The 15,830-nt window shown below is 52.0% G+C and carries 9 protein-coding genes; 6 read left to right on the top strand and 3 right to left on the bottom strand.

The features are described 5' to 3' along the window. The first annotated feature begins 20 nt into the window (after nt 1–20). Nucleotides 21–5,312, top strand: a complete 5,292-nt coding sequence (locus ACJROR_RS03800; protein WP_406545934.1) for a hypothetical protein — start codon at nt 21–23, stop codon at nt 5,310–5,312. A 59-nt stretch (nt 5,313–5,371) separates the two neighbouring features. Next, the gene (locus ACJROR_RS03795; protein ID WP_406545933.1) at nt 5,372–5,800 is read left to right on the top strand and encodes a hypothetical protein; all 429 of its coding nucleotides are present in this window, start codon (nt 5,372–5,374) and stop codon (nt 5,798–5,800) included. 268 nt (nt 5,801–6,068) lie between these two features. Here ACJROR_RS03795 and ACJROR_RS03790 read toward each other — a convergent pair whose 3' ends face one another. Continuing rightward, nucleotides 6,069–6,884 carry a DUF2057 family protein gene (locus ACJROR_RS03790; RefSeq protein ID WP_406545932.1) on the bottom strand — a complete coding sequence of 272 codons (816 nt, stop codon included), beginning with the start codon at nt 6,882–6,884 and terminating at the stop codon, nt 6,069–6,071. 369 nt (nt 6,885–7,253) lie between these two features. Between ACJROR_RS03790 and ACJROR_RS03785 the strand changes: the two genes are divergently transcribed. Then, nucleotides 7,254–8,942: a DUF2813 domain-containing protein gene (locus ACJROR_RS03785; protein WP_406545931.1), complete on the top strand. Its 1,689-nt coding sequence runs from the start codon at nt 7,254–7,256 to the stop codon at nt 8,940–8,942. A gap of 89 nt (nt 8,943–9,031) precedes the next feature. Here the strand turns inward: ACJROR_RS03785 and ACJROR_RS03780 are convergent, their stop codons facing one another. Next, on the bottom strand, nt 9,032–9,877 hold the full coding sequence (locus tag ACJROR_RS03780; RefSeq protein ID WP_406545935.1) for an inositol monophosphatase family protein: 846 nt from the start codon (nt 9,875–9,877) through the stop codon (nt 9,032–9,034). Between the two features lie 229 nt (nt 9,878–10,106). On the opposite strand from ACJROR_RS03780, the gene ACJROR_RS03775 reads away from it, so the two are divergent. The 3 genes from ACJROR_RS03775 (at nt 10,107) to ACJROR_RS03765 (ending at nt 14,566) form a co-directional block, all read left to right on the top strand. Next, complete coding sequence (locus tag ACJROR_RS03775; protein WP_406039935.1) at nt 10,107–10,793, top strand: UPF0149 family protein; 687 nt, start codon at nt 10,107–10,109, stop codon at nt 10,791–10,793. Between the two features lie 245 nt (nt 10,794–11,038). Then, nucleotides 11,039–12,688 carry a phosphoglucomutase (alpha-D-glucose-1,6-bisphosphate-dependent) gene (gene pgm, locus ACJROR_RS03770; RefSeq protein WP_406545930.1) on the top strand — a complete coding sequence of 550 codons (1,650 nt, stop codon included), beginning with the start codon at nt 11,039–11,041 and terminating at the stop codon, nt 12,686–12,688. Between the two features lie 300 nt (nt 12,689–12,988). After that, nucleotides 12,989–14,566, top strand: coding sequence for an AAA-like domain-containing protein (locus ACJROR_RS03765; protein ID WP_406545929.1), 1,578 nt, complete (start codon nt 12,989–12,991; stop codon nt 14,564–14,566). A gap of 397 nt (nt 14,567–14,963) precedes the next feature. Here ACJROR_RS03765 and ACJROR_RS03760 read toward each other — a convergent pair. Next, on the bottom strand, nt 14,964–15,830 hold an 867-nt coding region (locus ACJROR_RS03760; RefSeq protein ID WP_406545928.1), incomplete at its 5' end, for a PD-(D/E)XK nuclease domain-containing protein.

Raw genomic sequence — 15,830 nt, 5'->3', positions numbered from 1 at the left:
AAACTAAGAAGACCTCCCGGATGTTGTTCACGAGTGCCAAGGGCGCTATGGATCTCGATAAATTTGCCGGGGAGATGGTTAAGTCTCTGGTGAACACCTACTGCTTCGGAAACCGGCGGGAGCTCTCTGAGGATGCGGCCCGGCTTAAAGCAGATGCGACCAAGCTTCTGGATACCATTATGAATGGCAGCTACAATTCGGAGAATCGGGACAAAATTAAAAGCCAGCTTTCCGGGATTGCGGAGAGACTTTCCATCTATGTGGATGGTCAGGGAGCGCTAGCTCAGGAAGATAAAAATCGGGCTCTCACCCTTATCAGCGATATCAAGAAAAAATACGCGGACATTATCGATAACCGTTTTGAACTGAAGCAGAAGGTTCTTAAGTCCATGGAATCCCATGTCAAGATCAGCTTTAAAAGCTCTGCGGATCTCCTGGGCATGGGCACTCTGCTGCAAAAATGCGAGCACTACCTTACCGGAATCGGGAAGAAGGCGGATCTGGGAATCTTCTTTAATCTTCCTTCCATTGATGCCCAGAAGATGGTGAATGAGTTCGCCTCCGGGGAGGCCAGCCTTCGGGAGACCATGAAATCAGACGATAGGGATCCCCGGACTCTGAGTCTGCTGCGGGATTTTTCTAAGGGCAGCCTGAAACGGTTCGGAAAGGAGCTCCAGGATCTTGACAATGCCCGGAATAGCATTAACGACAGAAAGACCGCGGTGCTTAATGACTTGAGAGCTAATGGCATGGGGGAGGAAAATACCAAGAAGACCGTAACGAATTTTTGCAATAAGGTTTTGGATCGCATCAAGCAGCTTAATCTTATCAAGGAGGATGCCGCATCATATCTCTCAGAAGGGGATGAGGAAACTCTTTACGCCGGTGCCGGCAAGGATCATGCTTCCCGCATCAGCGCTGAAGTGGCGACCCTGAAGGAGGTTTTAAATACCATCAGGGCCGGCTCGGGAGACAATCTGGAAAGACTGGCTAACGGGAACAGAGATCTGTTTGCCCATGTCCTGAAAACCGTGGATTACTCCCCGATGCTGTTGCAGAGACTTATGAAGAGTCCGGAGTTTACGGATTCCCTCCTCAGACTGGAGGCCCAGGATCTTTCCGATAATGAAGTGCGGGACTGCATCAATAACATCTCTTCCGCTCTCATTCAAGCCAAAGTCAGCGATTCCACCATGCTTTCCCAGCTCTTAAGCGGCATATCCCGGGACAATCTTTCCGAGTCCGCCGGCGTGATCATGGATCATCTCCCCCAGAAGCTAGAGCTTACCAATGACGTTCTGGCCTGCATCAATCTGATTGTTAACGACGGCGCCGGCGATCAGGCGGCAAACAAGACCATCACGAATATCACCATGCAGGATCTTAAAACGGCTTATCAGAAAATCTGCCAGCCCGGCAACAATCTGGCCCGGACACTGAAAAACCATAACTGCTTCAACGATCTCCGCACTGTGGAAAACATTATTATCAAGGCGGCCTATCATCAGTATCTGGCCGATCATCCCACCGCTCAGGATGCGGAGCAGGGCCGGCATGAGGACTTCAGGAACAATGCCGGCTTCCGGGCGGCAATGGGCATTGTGGACAATGCCGACGAGGCCGCAGCAGACAACAACAAGGTTTATGTCGGAAGATACGACGGCTTTGATCCCGTGACGGTCAATATCAAGAATACCCAGATGACCACCTTCCTCAAGTTCTTCAACCTGGCCATGCACCATAGTGATTTTGCGGAAAGCTGCGGCAAGCTGTCGGCGGTTCATGTTACCCAGAGAATCGCGGAAGCCATGGGGCCGAAGGCTCTGGACTTTATGAACGGCAACGAGCAGGTTTTCAAGAATCAGGCCGACATTGGGAATGATCAGAAACAGGAATTCGACAGGCTCCGTAACGAATTAAGGGAATGCGAAACCGGCGGCGATGTTTTGAAGCTCCTGGAGAAGGATGAAAACATGGCCGTGATGACCAATATTTTTATCGCTTCCCAAAAGACGACTCTTGATGAAATCAGACAGCATAATCAAGATGCCATTAATGCGAACCGCGAGCTCATCAATAACCTCCATCTTAAAGATCTGGTGGAATTCAGTCATAAATCCTCTTCCGCTGTGGGAACCGAGGCTAAGAACATTGAGAGTGCCGAGGAACTCCTTAAGGATGTGTCGAAATTGCAGGGGAGCCAAGGACTGGGGGTGCTGGCCGCCTCTCTGGAGACCTTGGGTGCGAGAACCATACTGGATATTCTGCCTAAGGGACAGACCTGTTTCGGGATCTCTGCGGAGGATTTCAAAAATCCCGCCAAGATTACAGCCATTCGCGAAGCCCTGGCAAGGGTGCCCTCGGAAATGCGGGAATCCTCAGACTTTAAGTTTGCCTTTATGACCTATGTCAAGCTCAGACATCTGGCTCTGGACAGCAAAGCGCTCCAGACCGAGGCGGCTCTCATCAATTGCCATCCGGACAAAGAGGAATTTGAGTCCCGCCTGGTGGAACTGAACTATATGGCCCAGATATTCAATCCCGGCAACCAGAATAATGCCAATGTTGTCAATAACGCTCTGGGCGAGTTTACCGTTCTCACGGAAAACTACTACGATGATAAGTCCATTCTCAGCTTCTGCATGCAAAAGAGCCAGGTTTCCAAAAATGCCTGCCTTACCGCTCTTAACAATCTGAAGCTCACCGATGAGATGTTCGATCCCAAAAATAATATTTTTGTGGAGAACGAGAAGGAAGGAGAGCAGCTGAAAAAGGATCTGCAGAAATTTATCGATTCGGCCCGGAAGGAACTCCGGAAAAACCGGGCTCATCCCGACCAGATTATGCGGAATCTTTACAGTCAGGTCTCCGCAAAGCTGGCTCAGGATCGCACTCATAACATTTCCAGCGCCCTCATGTACCTGTCGCCGTATTTTGCGAAGGAATTTAATGACGGTTCCGGGATCAGCCACGAGCAGAGGCTCACCGACACCTTTAAGGAGATCTTCCCCTCGGACAAGACCGCGGTTTCCGAACTCAAAACGGCGCTGGTAAGCACCACCACAGGACTGTCCCGCACTCTTTCCGAGCTTATGAGCGGTTTCCGCACGGCCAGCAGTGACGATGATGTCCGGGTCAGGGAGCTTATGAACAACGAGTTTGTCACCCTGCTGGCGGAGAAGGCGCTACGCAAGGTGGCCTATGACAACAAGTTCAAGACCTATGCCGATTTTAAGTATGACTTTTCCAATAACGAAACGCTTAACGGCAAGAGCAGGGACGACCTGATCAGGGAGGCCGCGCGCAATCTCAAGGCCGATCTGGCGGTGGATGACGTGGTGCTGGAAAAGATGATAAGGCAGCTCACCTCCTCGGATCTTTACAGCAATGACACCACCAGTAAGTCAAAGCATGCGAAAAGAGCATTGCGCTATGCGGGCCGCGCCATTCGTTCCACCAGAGTGGTGAACACCTTTACCAATATCTTTAAGGGGATTAAGTCCTTCTTTAGCTCCCGCAAGGATCCCAAGGTGTATGAGGCGATTTCCGGCAAGGTGCTCACTAGTCTGAACGACGGAGAGATGCTGGTGCATACCAAGGATAATAAGATTTCCCTGGAGGCCGGAAAGAATTTTGAGGTAGGCAAGCTCCAGATCGGAGCCAAGGCCAAGCTGTCTCTGGGAGCTGGTTCCAATCTTGAAATCGAGCGTTTGGAGGAAGGCGGGTATACCTTCCGGATGTCCACGAACATCACTGCCGGAGCGGGCGCCGGAGGCACTATCGGCACCGTTACGGATCCCACGGTGAAAGTGGAAGCGGAGTTGAACGGCAAGTATCAGAAGACCTATGCGGTTACCCTGGGGGAGGAGGATGCTGCGGATTTCCTGGCCAAGATCATGGCCGGCCGGCTTGAGCGCTCAGATTTCCAGAAGGCACAGGATCTCCGGGCCGAAACTGCGAAGTCCTTTGATTTCGAGGCCTCTGCGGAAGCCGGGATCAAGGGAACCGGTCAGATAATCAAGGGCGGCGAGGATACCAGTATGTATGATCCCTGGCAGTTCTCCGCCAGCGCCGATATGGAATTATCCAAGGAGTGGGTGCGGGAGACCGGGGCTACCACACAGACCTTTACCAAGAATACCTCGTTTTCCGCATCCGCCGGACTGGAGGCCTCCTTCTCTCTGAAAAACAAGCTTCTGGACGGCGCCAATCCCTCTGAAATGACGAAAAATGTCGAGGACAAGATTGACAAGTACAAGGAAGACGCCGGTCTTGACAAGGATGATGAAATTGCTCTGGGGGATCTCCCTAAAGACGTGCTCAAGGACACCGACATCAAGAATTACAACGACAAGGTCAAGGAAATTAACTCCTGGAACAAGATTGCGCACTTCTTTACCGATCACAAGAAGGCGCTCAGCGACCAGGTCTTTAATACCTACATTATTGACAAGTTTTCTTCCCACAAGTATTTGTCTACCGACAAGCAGGAATGGGGCTGGAAGGACGATGTGGAAAAATGGGAGTTTGACAAAAACCGTTTTATTGCTGAAAGCCTGGTCAATTTTGCCACGACCAATATTACCAATAATGCCGTGGCCGATGTGGATGACTTCGTTAACTGGCTGGGGGACAAGGTTCCCGTGATAAAGCAGGCGAGGAGTTTTGCCAACACCGTAAAAAAAATGGTTAACTCCTTTGAGGGGTTGCTGAACCGACTGGATACGACTCATTTCAGGTTTAACCTTGATATTGAAGCCGGTACTGATGCCAATGAACTCTTGAACATTAACGTCGGAGTCACCTATCAGTGCGATGATACCAGAACCTTTGAGACCAACCTTCTCCAGAATGATCTCAAAAGGGTGGATCGGCACACCACCATTACCCCAGAGACCAAGGGCGGCGATACCAACGTGATGACCAAGAACATTTCGTTCCTCACCAAAACCATGAAGCAGTATGGTTTCACCAAGAGACAGATGGACAAGGCCATTGCCAAGCTTAATCTCATCCAGAACAGTGGTGAAAATCTGGAATCGATGGAAATTGTCCGCACCGGCAAGAAATCGGCTCTGGCCCGGATCCGTAAGGAACTCACCCATGCAGAAAAGGGTAATCTGGCTAACAAGATCGGGAAAAAGGTCGATGCTATGAAGGATGAGGATTTCCTGCCCCTGAAGATTGTTTTTAACACCACCAAGAAGATTGATGCCACCGCTACCAAGATAAGCGCTGGCGCGGTGTTCAAGGTCAGCATTTCGGCTGAGGAATCTCTGGTGAAGAACAATTCCTACGAGGTTGAATTTTAATAGCCGTCAGTCCTCCGGCGGCAGCGCCGGCCGGAGGCAGAGGAAAGAGGAAAATATAAATGACTGACAGTCTGAATGAAATTTTTGCAGAGTGTGACATGCCGCTGAATCCGCTGGATCCGAAAACCGGGGTTTCCGAAAACGAGCTTAACGACATGCATGTGACCTTGACCTATGATAAGGAGCAGAGCCGGCTTGCGGCTTCGGGAGTTATCATGGAAATCGAGGATCTTTACCAGCCCGCCTTTAAGGATCTCCAGAAAACCATCCTCAGCCTGAATGACGCGGATTTTCTGCCGGACAGCTTCCGCATTGGGATCAACCTGCCGGAGCTAACGGTGGAGATTCTGTCCTTCCTGGATCTTAAATGCAGTCATGATGATCTCAGGGGGGCTCTGGAATTACTGATGAGGCGTCTTACCTTTTACGGCATTGAAAGCAGAAAGCGGATCTTTGCCGCATACGAAGAGTACTGTAACGGGGCCTGAAAACAGGGGGCTGGCTGAGGAGTCTCCGGCTTAACGGAGCTCTCCTTCAGCCTTTCCGTTTTCTTTCATTCCGGTTTTTGTCCCGGATCTCTTTACGTTTCCCGCGGGGATATTCTTCAGAAGGCGGGGCATATCCAGTTGATCAGCAATTAGACTCTTCAGAGAGTTCGGTTAAGCCGTGCTTTTATGCGGGGCAGATACAAAAAAGGCGCAGCCCGAGGCTGCGCCGTGATGCGATAAGAGTTATGTCGTGGGACCAGGATTATGGTCAGTTCTTATTAAGCCATTCCCGGAAGGCCTTTCTGGTGGTCGGATCTGCGCTGTTGTAGATTGACTTCAGGCCGTCCAGCATCTGCTGATTGACCTGAGGGACATTGGCTGCCGGTTGAGCGTCAGCCTTGGGCTTTTGCGGCAGCGTTGCTTCCGTGGTCATGGGAATGCCCTCGGAAGATTGCAGGCTTTTCCCTTCGCTGTTCTGGAGGTAGGTATTTCTGGCTTCGGCGGTGGACTTGATGGTGTCAGGGCAGTCCGTGAAGCCGCTGTCCCGGCAGCTGGAAAGCTTCTGGTCGTTCCGGTTCTGCTTTACGGTGTTTTCCGGAGAAACATAGAGAAGTCCCAGAGAATTCAGCTCTGTCAGAAAATCCCGATCCAGCTGAAACCCCTTGTCAGACTGAAGGATAAAATAGGAGGCCTTATCCTTGGAGACGCTTTCGCCGTTATTGGTGATGGTTATGGTCTGGTGATCGGCAAAGTCCTGAGCGCTGCTGTAATCACGGATGCGGGGGTAGGTAAAGGTAATAGAGTCGTTTTCCTGAATATCCGGGATATTGATGACTATGGGATCGGAGGCCGTGGCGATAATCTGATCCCCGCCATGCTTGAAAAGACCTTTGAAAAAAACCACGATCTGATGCTGACCTGGAGCGAGTTCAATCTCTCTGGTGTCAGATATCAGGCTGCTGGTTTTGGCTCCGTCCACTATGATAATGCTGTAGTTCTTCGGGGTGGCAAAGGTGGCGGCTCCGGCGCTCAGGGACATTCCCAGCATCGCGGCGCCGGCTAAAATAGATGAAAAAATCTTCATGATTACCTTAATGGGTCTGGGTGGAAAATCCGTTTTCGTTTCTCCAAAAACTGCGGCGGACAGGCAATCCCGTTCGTAAAAACCGGGGCTGCCGGTACCGTTCTCAGTACTGTGAAGAGTATATCAAAATTGCCGCTTCTTTTTAAGAAATAAGGCAGGAAAACCTGCGATTTTTTTTCCGGAGGGAGTCGGGAGTTTTTCCGCCCCCGGAAGTCTCCGGAACAAAAGCCGGCTCATCAAACGGCGCCGGAGAGTGATAGAATATCTGAAAGCCCTTTCTTAAGGATTCCCGGCTCCTGCTTTCCTCTGCCTGCCATGCGGTGTTTGCGGCCGGCCTCCGGGAACCCCCAAAATCTCTGGATAAGCAATATGTTTCTGGAACGCATCGAAATAAAGAACTACCGCGGGATATCCCGCATGTCTGCGGCCTTCAATAAAAAAACCGTGTTTATCGGCGAGAACTCCTGGGGCAAAACCTCCCTGCTCCGGGGCCTGGCTTCGCTGCTGGGAAACGGCGACATTCCCTATGAGTTCACCGAGGAGGATTTTCATAAGGATTATCAGGAATACCGGGAGGAGTACCGCCGGGGCGAGGCCGCCCCCCGGGAACGGCAGCTCAGCTTTGTGCTGACCTTCCGGGAGGGGCATCTCGGTTCCGCCATGAGTACCATGAAGCTCAGCCGGCTCAAGCCCTGCTGGGTGCGGGGGAAGGATTCCTTCTGCCGGGTTTATTATTATGCCGGAGCCACCATGAATGCCAACGGCACCATTTTTACCACCCACGGCTTTTTGGATCGGAACGGCGTTCTCATGAATATGAATACCATGAGACAGGTGCGCTGTCTTCTGGGACTGAGTCCGGTATTCCGGATCCGGGACAGCCGGCAGGTGGCCATTACCGACAGAACCGACGTTCCCGTTCCGGATGACGGAGATCCCCTGGCGCCTCCCGCTGCCAGTCAGGAGAAGCTGATGGAGCTTTTTCGGGCGGTCAGCGCCACCGACGGGGAGGTGATCCCGGTGAAGACGGTCAGGGAAGGGATCGATGCCATCAATATCCTGTTCGAGCATTACTTTTCATTTATACCGCCTCTTATGGGCAAAAGAACCGGCCGGAGGCGCCGCACCCTGAACGAGATTGTGGCCCGGCCCATATCCAACGAATCCCTGGGCTCTCTTAAGAAGCTCATCAGGAATTCCAGTCCCCGGGAGGTGCGCATCCTGCTGGGCTATATTGCCGGATCCCTCCTGGATGCTACCGGAGGGCGCCGCATCGACCGGCTGGCCAAGCCCATTGTGATCTTTGAGGATATTGAAAGCCGGCTCCATCCCACGGTGCTTTTTAACGTCTGGAATATTCTGGATCTTCTTCCCATGCAGCAGATTATCACCACCAATTCCGGGGATATTCTCACCACGGTCAGTCTGGAGGATATCAGACGCTGCGCCAGGAAATCCGATATGACCTGCTGCCATCAGGTGGACGAAAGGAAGTTTACCAGCGATGATCTCAGAAAAATCGCCTTTCATATCCGCCTTAACCGTCCCATGACGCTTTTTGCCCGCTCCTGGGTCTTTGTGGAAGGGGAGACGGAAATCTGGCTGCTGAACGAATTCGCCTCCATTCTGGGGATCTCCCTCCCGGCGGAGGGGGTGCGTCTCGTGGAATACGCGCAGTGCGGGGCGGCCCCGCTGATCAAGCTGGCCAGTCAGCTGGGCATCGTCTGGCACCTTATTGCGGACGGCGACGAGGCGGGGATCAAGTATGCCAGTCAGGCCTCCCATGCCGGGGGCGGCAACCAGGTAACCCTGCTCCCCTGCAGCGACATTGAGCACTTCCTGTTTGAGAACGGGTTTGAAGAAGTGTACCGGAAGGCCTCCCGCCTTACCGGCCGCGCGGAAACCGAAGGCCGGATCATTGAGGTGGCCCTGAAAAAAATGACCAAGCCCGGCATGGCCCTGGCCATTGTGGACGAGGCCCGGAAACGCGGCCGCAAGGCGGTGCCCCCGCTTCTCCAGAAGCTTTTTGCCCAGATAATTGCCCGGACGGTGTCCTAGCTGAGAGAATCCGGAACCGGCCGGGCAATAAAAAACCGGCTCCGGAGTTAACCGAAGCCGGCTGGGTGTCAGGGTCAGGCCTGAAAGCTTCAGGCGGCCTTGATCTCCCGGAGAAGATTCTGAATGATGTAGGGATTGGCCGCTACGATGTTGCCGTTCTTGGCATACTCGGGCTTGCCTTCGAAATCGGTGATGATGCCCCCGGCCTCGCGTACCAGAAGCTCGCCGGCGCAGAAATCCCAGGGCTTGAGACAGAGCTCAAAGTAGCCGTCCATGCGGCCGGCGGCCACGTAGGCCAGATCCAGACTGGCGGCGCCGGCTCTCCGGATATCGGAGCAGCGATCCATGACCCGGGTGAGAATTTTCCGGTAATGCTCCATATGCTGCCGCTGTCTGAAGGGGAAGGCGGTGGCAAAAATCCCGGTATCAAGAGTCTTAAGGTCGCTTACCCGGATTTTCTTGTTGTTAAGAATGGCTCCCTCGCCCTTGGCGGCGGTGAACATTTCGTTTCTGATGGGATCGTAGACCACGCCCACGGAGGTAATGCCTTTGATTTTAATGCCGATGGAAACCGCCACATGGGGAATGCCCTTGAGGAAATTGGCGGTGCCGTCGATGGGATCGATGACCCAGAGATAATCTGAATCCTGACCGGCCTGGGAATAGCCGCTTTCTTCGGCCAGAACACCGTGTTCGGGGTAGTAGCGGGCGATCACCTTTCTGATGGCGATCTCGCATTCCTGATCCACATTGGATACCAGATCATCCTTGGCCTTTTCCTGCACGGTAATATGATCCCGGTCTTCAAAGTTTCTGTTGATGATTTCCCCGGCGGCGCGGGCGGCTCGCACAGCGATGCCTAAAAGTCCTTTCGGAGTAGCCGGAGTCTTTTTTGCGGCAAAGGAGCCGCGGGTATCTTTGGATGCTGATTCCATGATGGTAACTCGAATGCTGATTGCTGATGGGTTAAAGATCGCATGGTCAGTAATTGACCACCGGAGGGAATTATACATGAATAATGTGATCCTGAGCAAATTATACTCAGATTTTTTGAGATGCTTTATAATGCGGCCATGATGCGGGAACGCTGCAGCGGCAATACGGAAACATTGCGGCAACCATGCGGAAAACCTGAATACCTGCCACTTACGGAGAATTACCCCTATGCAAATTGCGCTCAACTACAATGACTCTCTGGAGCTTTTGCGCGGAGCCGGAATCTACGGTTCGCCTGCCGATGTCTACGGTCTTCTCATGGGCCTTATCGCCGGCGGCTACCGGGAGGACGGCCGGGATTTCGAGGAACTGACCCTGAATCTCATCAATGACGGCGAGCCCATGCCCCGCAATGCCCGCACCTGGCAGAGAGAGACCGTAAGCGGCATTATTGAACAGTATCTATCCGGCGAAGGGATGCATCTTCTGCTGCCGGGAGACGGGAGCCGGGCCTCCGAGAGGGCGGCCGCCCTTATTGAACTGGCCCACGGCTTCATTACCGGGTTTTCCCTCCGGAAGAACAAGAAGAAGGACAGCGAGCTTTCCCGGGAGGCCCGGGAGTTTATCGGGGATCTCAGCGAGTACTGCCGGGCCTCCTCTGAGGCGGAGGACGGGGAGGAGTTCGAGGAGACCTTTGTCATTCTCGCGGATCACCTGTCATCCGGAGCGCAGATCTGCTTCGAGGAATGCGCCGGGAGTCTTTACCCCAGAGATCATGCCGGCGAGGATTTTGTGCTGGAGGATGATGACGGCGGAGCTCCGGTAAAGCTCTCTCAGGAACGGGAAAACGTCCATAATATGGAAGAAGCCGGCTGGGAGCGAAAGACCCGCATGGCCGCGCCCGAAAAGGAGTAACAGGGCGGCGGAAGGTTTTCCGGAAAGCTCCGGGGGATGCATGAAGGTTCCGGCTGTCACCGCCAAACAGACCGTTCTGATGTCGCATGGTCAGGCGACGGCAGGTGACACCGCCGGCTGAAATGTGATATATTTAACACCAGCAAAAACTCTGAAAACCTTTTTTTTCGAGAAGGCTTTTTTACCGCGGAATTTGACTGAAAGTTTACTGATTGAAGAGAAGAATTATTTTTCAAGGATCAAACATGGCTTTACATCCCCTTGCCGGCAAACCTGCCCGATTGGAAGATCTCACCAACATTCCCCGTCTCATGACGGCTTACTACCTTAACAAGCCTGATATGACCAAGGCCGAGGAACGAGTGACCTTCGGCACTTCAGGACATCGCGGAAGTTCCTTTAATTCCGCCTTTACCGAGTCTCACATTCTTGCGGTAAGTCAGGCTATCGCCGAATACCGGGCCAAGGAGGGCGTTACCGGCCCGATTTTTGTGGGAATGGATACTCATGCGCTGTCAGAGGCCGCTCTGGCCACTGCGGTGGAGGTACTGGCCGCCAACGGCTGTCAGGTGAGAATTGAAAAGGATTTTGGCTATACTCCCACTCCGGTTATTTCTCATCAGATACTGACCTATAACGAGGGCCGTACCGCGGATCTGGCTGACGGCATCGTGATCACCCCCTCCCACAATCCTCCCACGGACGGCGGCATCAAGTACAATCCGGTGAACGGCGGACCTGCCGGCACCGAGATCACCGGCTGGATTCAGGACAGAGCCAATGAAATCCTGGAGCAGGATCTCAGAGACGTAAAGAGAGTATCCTTCAAAGAAGCTCTGGCTATGCCCAACGTGCAGCAGGAGGATATGAGAAAGCCCTATGTGGACGATCTCATCAACATCATCGACATGGAGGCCATTAAGAAGGCCGGCATCAAGATCGGCGTGGATCCTCTGGGCGGTTCCGGCGTTTACTACTGGGATCTCATTGCCAAAACCTACGGACTGGACATTGAGGTGGTGAACTACCGCGTGGATCCCACTTTCAGCTTCATGACGCTGGATCGGGACGGCAAGATCAGAATGGACTGCTCCAGCCCCTATGCCATGGCCAGTCTGATCAGCCTCAAGGACAAATTCGACATCGCCGTGGCCAATGACCCGGATTATGATCGGCACGGCATTGTCTGCAAGTCCGGTCTTATGAATCCGAACCATTATCTGGCTGTGGCCATTCAGTATCTGTTTACCCACCGGCCGGAATGGAGCAAGGAAGCCGCTGTGGGCAAAACTCTGGTTTCCTCCTCCATCATTGACAGAGTGGTGGGGAGCATCGGCCGTCCCCTTAAAGAGGTTCCGGTAGGCTTTAAGTGGTTCTCTCCGGGGCTTTATACCGGCGAGTGCGGCTTCGGAGGCGAGGAATCTGCCGGCGCTTCCTTCCTGCGCCGTAACGGCAAGGTCTGGACCACCGACAAGGACGGCATCATCATGTGTCTCCTGGCCGCGGAAATTCTGGCGGTTACCGGGAAGGATCCTCAGACTCTCTATAACGAAATCCGGGATAAGTTCGGCGAATCCGTATACAACCGGGTGGATGCCGAGGCCAGCACCGAGCAGAAGAAGGTGCTTTCCAAGCTGGATCCGGCGTTGGTGGAGGCTGAGACCATGGCCGGCGAAAAGATCATTGCCAAGCTTACCGAGGCGCCCGGAAACGGAGCTCCTCTGGGCGGTCTCAAGGTGGTAACCGAGAACGGCTGGTTTGCGGCCCGTCCCAGCGGCACCGAGGCTATCTACAAGATCTACATGGAGTCCTTCAAGGGCGAGGATCACCTGAAGCAGATCCAGAAGGAAGCTCAGGAAATCGTCGGCGCCGCCTTGAAGAAGGCCGGGGTATAGCTCAAACAGAAATGCAGGACTGAGCCGCAAAAGCCCAGATTATTCAGAAAAGACCGGGGGAGACCCCGGTTTTTTATTGCGGGGAGATCCTTTAAATCAGCCCGGTGCCCAGGCTTCAGAAAACCGGTGACAGATGCTGGCAGTCGTTGCCATATTTAAGGACATTACAGAACTCCTGCGGCCTCTGAATTAAGGCTCTGCAGAAAAATAGCCTTTGCATTTTAAGATCGGGTAATATGGCATTATTTCACCATGAATTGCTGAAGCTGAAGATCGCAAAATGTAAAAGGCCTGATTAAAATGAAGGAATTCAACACCGCTGCTAAATGTATTCCGTCCAAGCATTACATGGTGAATATCGCTGACAAGGTGGCGGAAATCACACAGCTTGTCGATGCCGGAAGGTACTTCACCATCAGCAGAGCCCGGCAGTTCGGAAAAACAACAATTCTTACAGCGCTGGCTCACGATCTTGCGCCCCGGTATATAGTGCTCAGCATCAGCTTTGAAGGAATCGGAGATGCCGGATTTCAGAACGAAGCGACGTTTGTAAAGGAATTCTGCCGGCTTTTGAGAAGGGAATTTCAAAAGGAGCGTCGTATTTCAGAGAAAACGAGGAATCAAATCAACGGACTATTCTCCCGGACAGAAGAAAGAACCGGACTTGGTGATTTTTTTGATGTCATTCTGGAATGGTGCGACGAAACTGAATTTCCGTTAGTTCTGATCATCGACGCGATTGATTCCGCGACAAATAATCAGGTTTTTCTGGATTTTCTGGCCCAGCTTCGCAACGGTTATATAAACCGTGATGCCCGGGGAATAAATACCTTTCATTCGGTCATTCTGGCCGGAGTTACGGACATAAAGCATCTTAAAAGCAGAATTCGTTCCGGAGATGACAGAAAACAGAACAGCCCCTGGAATATCGCTTATGATTTCAAAATTGATTTGAGTCTTTCGGAGGACGGTATCAAAGGCATGCTGGATGAGTATGAGGCTGATCATCATACCGGAATGGATACCGCGGCAATTGCAAAAAGCATTCATGACTATACGAACGGCTATCCTTTTCTGGTAAGCAGAATATGTCAGCTTGCCGATGCCGAAGCAGCGGGGCTCAAGGAGGCTTGGACCTTAAGAGGCATCGACAATGCGGTGAAGCAGCTTCTCACGGAGAACAACACCCTGTTTCAGTCCCTGACCAAAAATCTAAGCGCCTACCCTGCTCTGAAGGCTGCCATCCGGAGCATCCTGATGGAAGGAACTAAGCTGGCCTATAACCCGCAGCAGGATGCCATTACCGAAATGCAGATGTACGGTCTCATAAGAAACTGCCGCAATACAGTCAGAATCGCCAACCGCATATTTGAAACGGTGCTGTACAATCTTTTTCTGTCCGATGAGGAACTGCAAAACAGCGTTTTCAGCCGCGAAGGTCAGCTGGCAAAAAATATGTTTGTGTCGGACGGCAGACTGAACCTGCGCCTTGTCATGGAACGCTTTATCGTCACGTACCATGAAGTTTGCGGCCCCTTGGTCGAAAAGTTCAAAGAAAAAGACGGCCGGGAGATGTTTCTGCTCTACCTAAAACCAATCATCAACGGTACCGGAAATTACTATATTGAGGCACAGACCCGGGATCAGACCCGGACGGACGTTATCATCGACTATCTGGGCGAACAGTATGTTGTCGAGCTTAAAATCTGGCGGGGTGAGAGATATAACGCAGCAGGAGAAAAACAGATATGCGAGTATCTTGACTACTGGCGCTTACAGACCGGATATATGCTAAGCTTCAACTTCTGCAAGAAAAAGGAGTGCGGCGTTCATCAGGTCATGATTGGTGATAAGCTGCTGTATGAGGGCACGGTCTGAAATTCCTGAAAACGCATTTCGGCAAACGGCAGAAGGCGCGGTATTGCAGATATCGCAAACAGCCTCAGTCAGTATGCGGGGAGCGCAGAAACTGTTGCTGTGCTTGTGCAGGCCCACGCCTTCTGCGCTGCGCGTAATTTTACTGTAACACCACGGCATGGCGAACACTATGGCATGGTCAGTGAATTACCGGCCGGCAAACCAGTATCCAGCCGCTTTTAACCCGGGGAAGAACTGACTTCTGGAACCTCTTTGTGATGCTTTTACGTCATCGAGTATTTCGACTATGTTCGGAACAATCAGTTTTTTTCACCAAAGCCCTGACGTATCAGACAAACCTTACAGGGTTGTCGGAAAGAATGCTTTTGGCCATTAATGAACTCCTTCAGATCCGGAACTAAGTCCTATCATCCAGAATCTGGTATTCCACCAGCTTTTTCTGTGCCGGGGATATCACCATGCCGACCTGAATAAGCTTTATGTCTTCTGCGGTGACGCCGTAATCATGAGTTCTGAGCTGATCCAGAGCCTTCTTCATGGCAGCCTTCTGAGAAAATCCCTTCCGCATCCTTTTGAATTCAATCACCAGTTTTGCGGTTCTGGTCTTGATTTCCATATCAGAATAGCCGTGAACATTCACTTTTTCCCGGGATTTCAGAATCCCCTCGCGGGGAAGCTGCACGTAGATAAAATCCCGGACGGTGTTTTCATCTTCAAAAACTTTGGCATGCGAGCTTATTCCCTCGCAGAGAACCGCATTGAAAAGGTCAAAAATTCCGGCAATATCGCCAGAATCAACCAGAGAGCCTATTTTATTCAGTTTGCTTCTGGTAATTACAGAGGGTGTTATGTGGCAGATGTCCAAAGACAGCCTGAGGAGCGATTCTGACACTTCGTCATTGGGAATGACCAGCTTTGCCAGAGCGGGAGCCTCCGTTCTCAAAGTAAAACAGCCGGTCTGATAAAGCAGCATTTCCATAGGAATCTGATCCGGATCTGATTTTGCCATCAGCGCATCTTTGTCTACCAGGTAATCCTCAAGACAACCTTCCTTAAGCCGATAGCTCAGCTTATTGAAGAGATCCAGGAAGTCTGTTTTCTCAAGGTATTTTATAAGAACTGTCGGAGTCCCGCCGCTCGTGGAATACCAAAAATTCAAAAAACCCTGTTCCGGATCTGAGAGAAACGAAAGAACTGACCAGGGATTGTATACAGTCGTTTCATTTTCTATGGAAAACTGAAAGCCGTCATACAGGGACTTCAT

Origin of the sequence: Succinimonas sp. (assembly GCF_045225735.1) — a bacterium.
GTDB lineage: Bacteria > Pseudomonadota > Gammaproteobacteria > Enterobacterales > Succinivibrionaceae > Succinimonas.
The sequence above is the reverse complement of the archived record's forward strand: the minus strand, read 5'-3'. Positions and strand labels throughout refer to the sequence as shown.

Excerpts from the sequence above, each read along its gene's own strand:
- ACJROR_RS03790 (WP_406545932.1), bottom strand. The coding sequence starts at position 6,884 with ATGAAGATTTTTTCATCTATTTTAGCCGGCGCCGCGATGCTGGGAATG.
- ACJROR_RS03765 (WP_406545929.1), top strand. The coding sequence starts at position 12,989 with ATGAAGGAATTCAACACCGCTGCTAAATGTATTCCGTCCAAGCATTAC.
- ACJROR_RS03800 (WP_406545934.1), top strand. The coding sequence starts at position 21 with ATGTTGTTCACGAGTGCCAAGGGCGCTATGGATCTCGATAAATTTGCC.
- ACJROR_RS03780 (WP_406545935.1), bottom strand. The coding sequence starts at position 9,877 with ATGGAATCAGCATCCAAAGATACCCGCGGCTCCTTTGCCGCAAAAAAG.
- ACJROR_RS03775 (WP_406039935.1), top strand. The coding sequence starts at position 10,107 with ATGCAAATTGCGCTCAACTACAATGACTCTCTGGAGCTTTTGCGCGGA.
- ACJROR_RS03785 (WP_406545931.1), top strand. The coding sequence starts at position 7,254 with ATGTTTCTGGAACGCATCGAAATAAAGAACTACCGCGGGATATCCCGC.
- ACJROR_RS03795 (WP_406545933.1), top strand. The coding sequence starts at position 5,372 with ATGACTGACAGTCTGAATGAAATTTTTGCAGAGTGTGACATGCCGCTG.
- pgm (WP_406545930.1), top strand. The coding sequence starts at position 11,039 with ATGGCTTTACATCCCCTTGCCGGCAAACCTGCCCGATTGGAAGATCTC.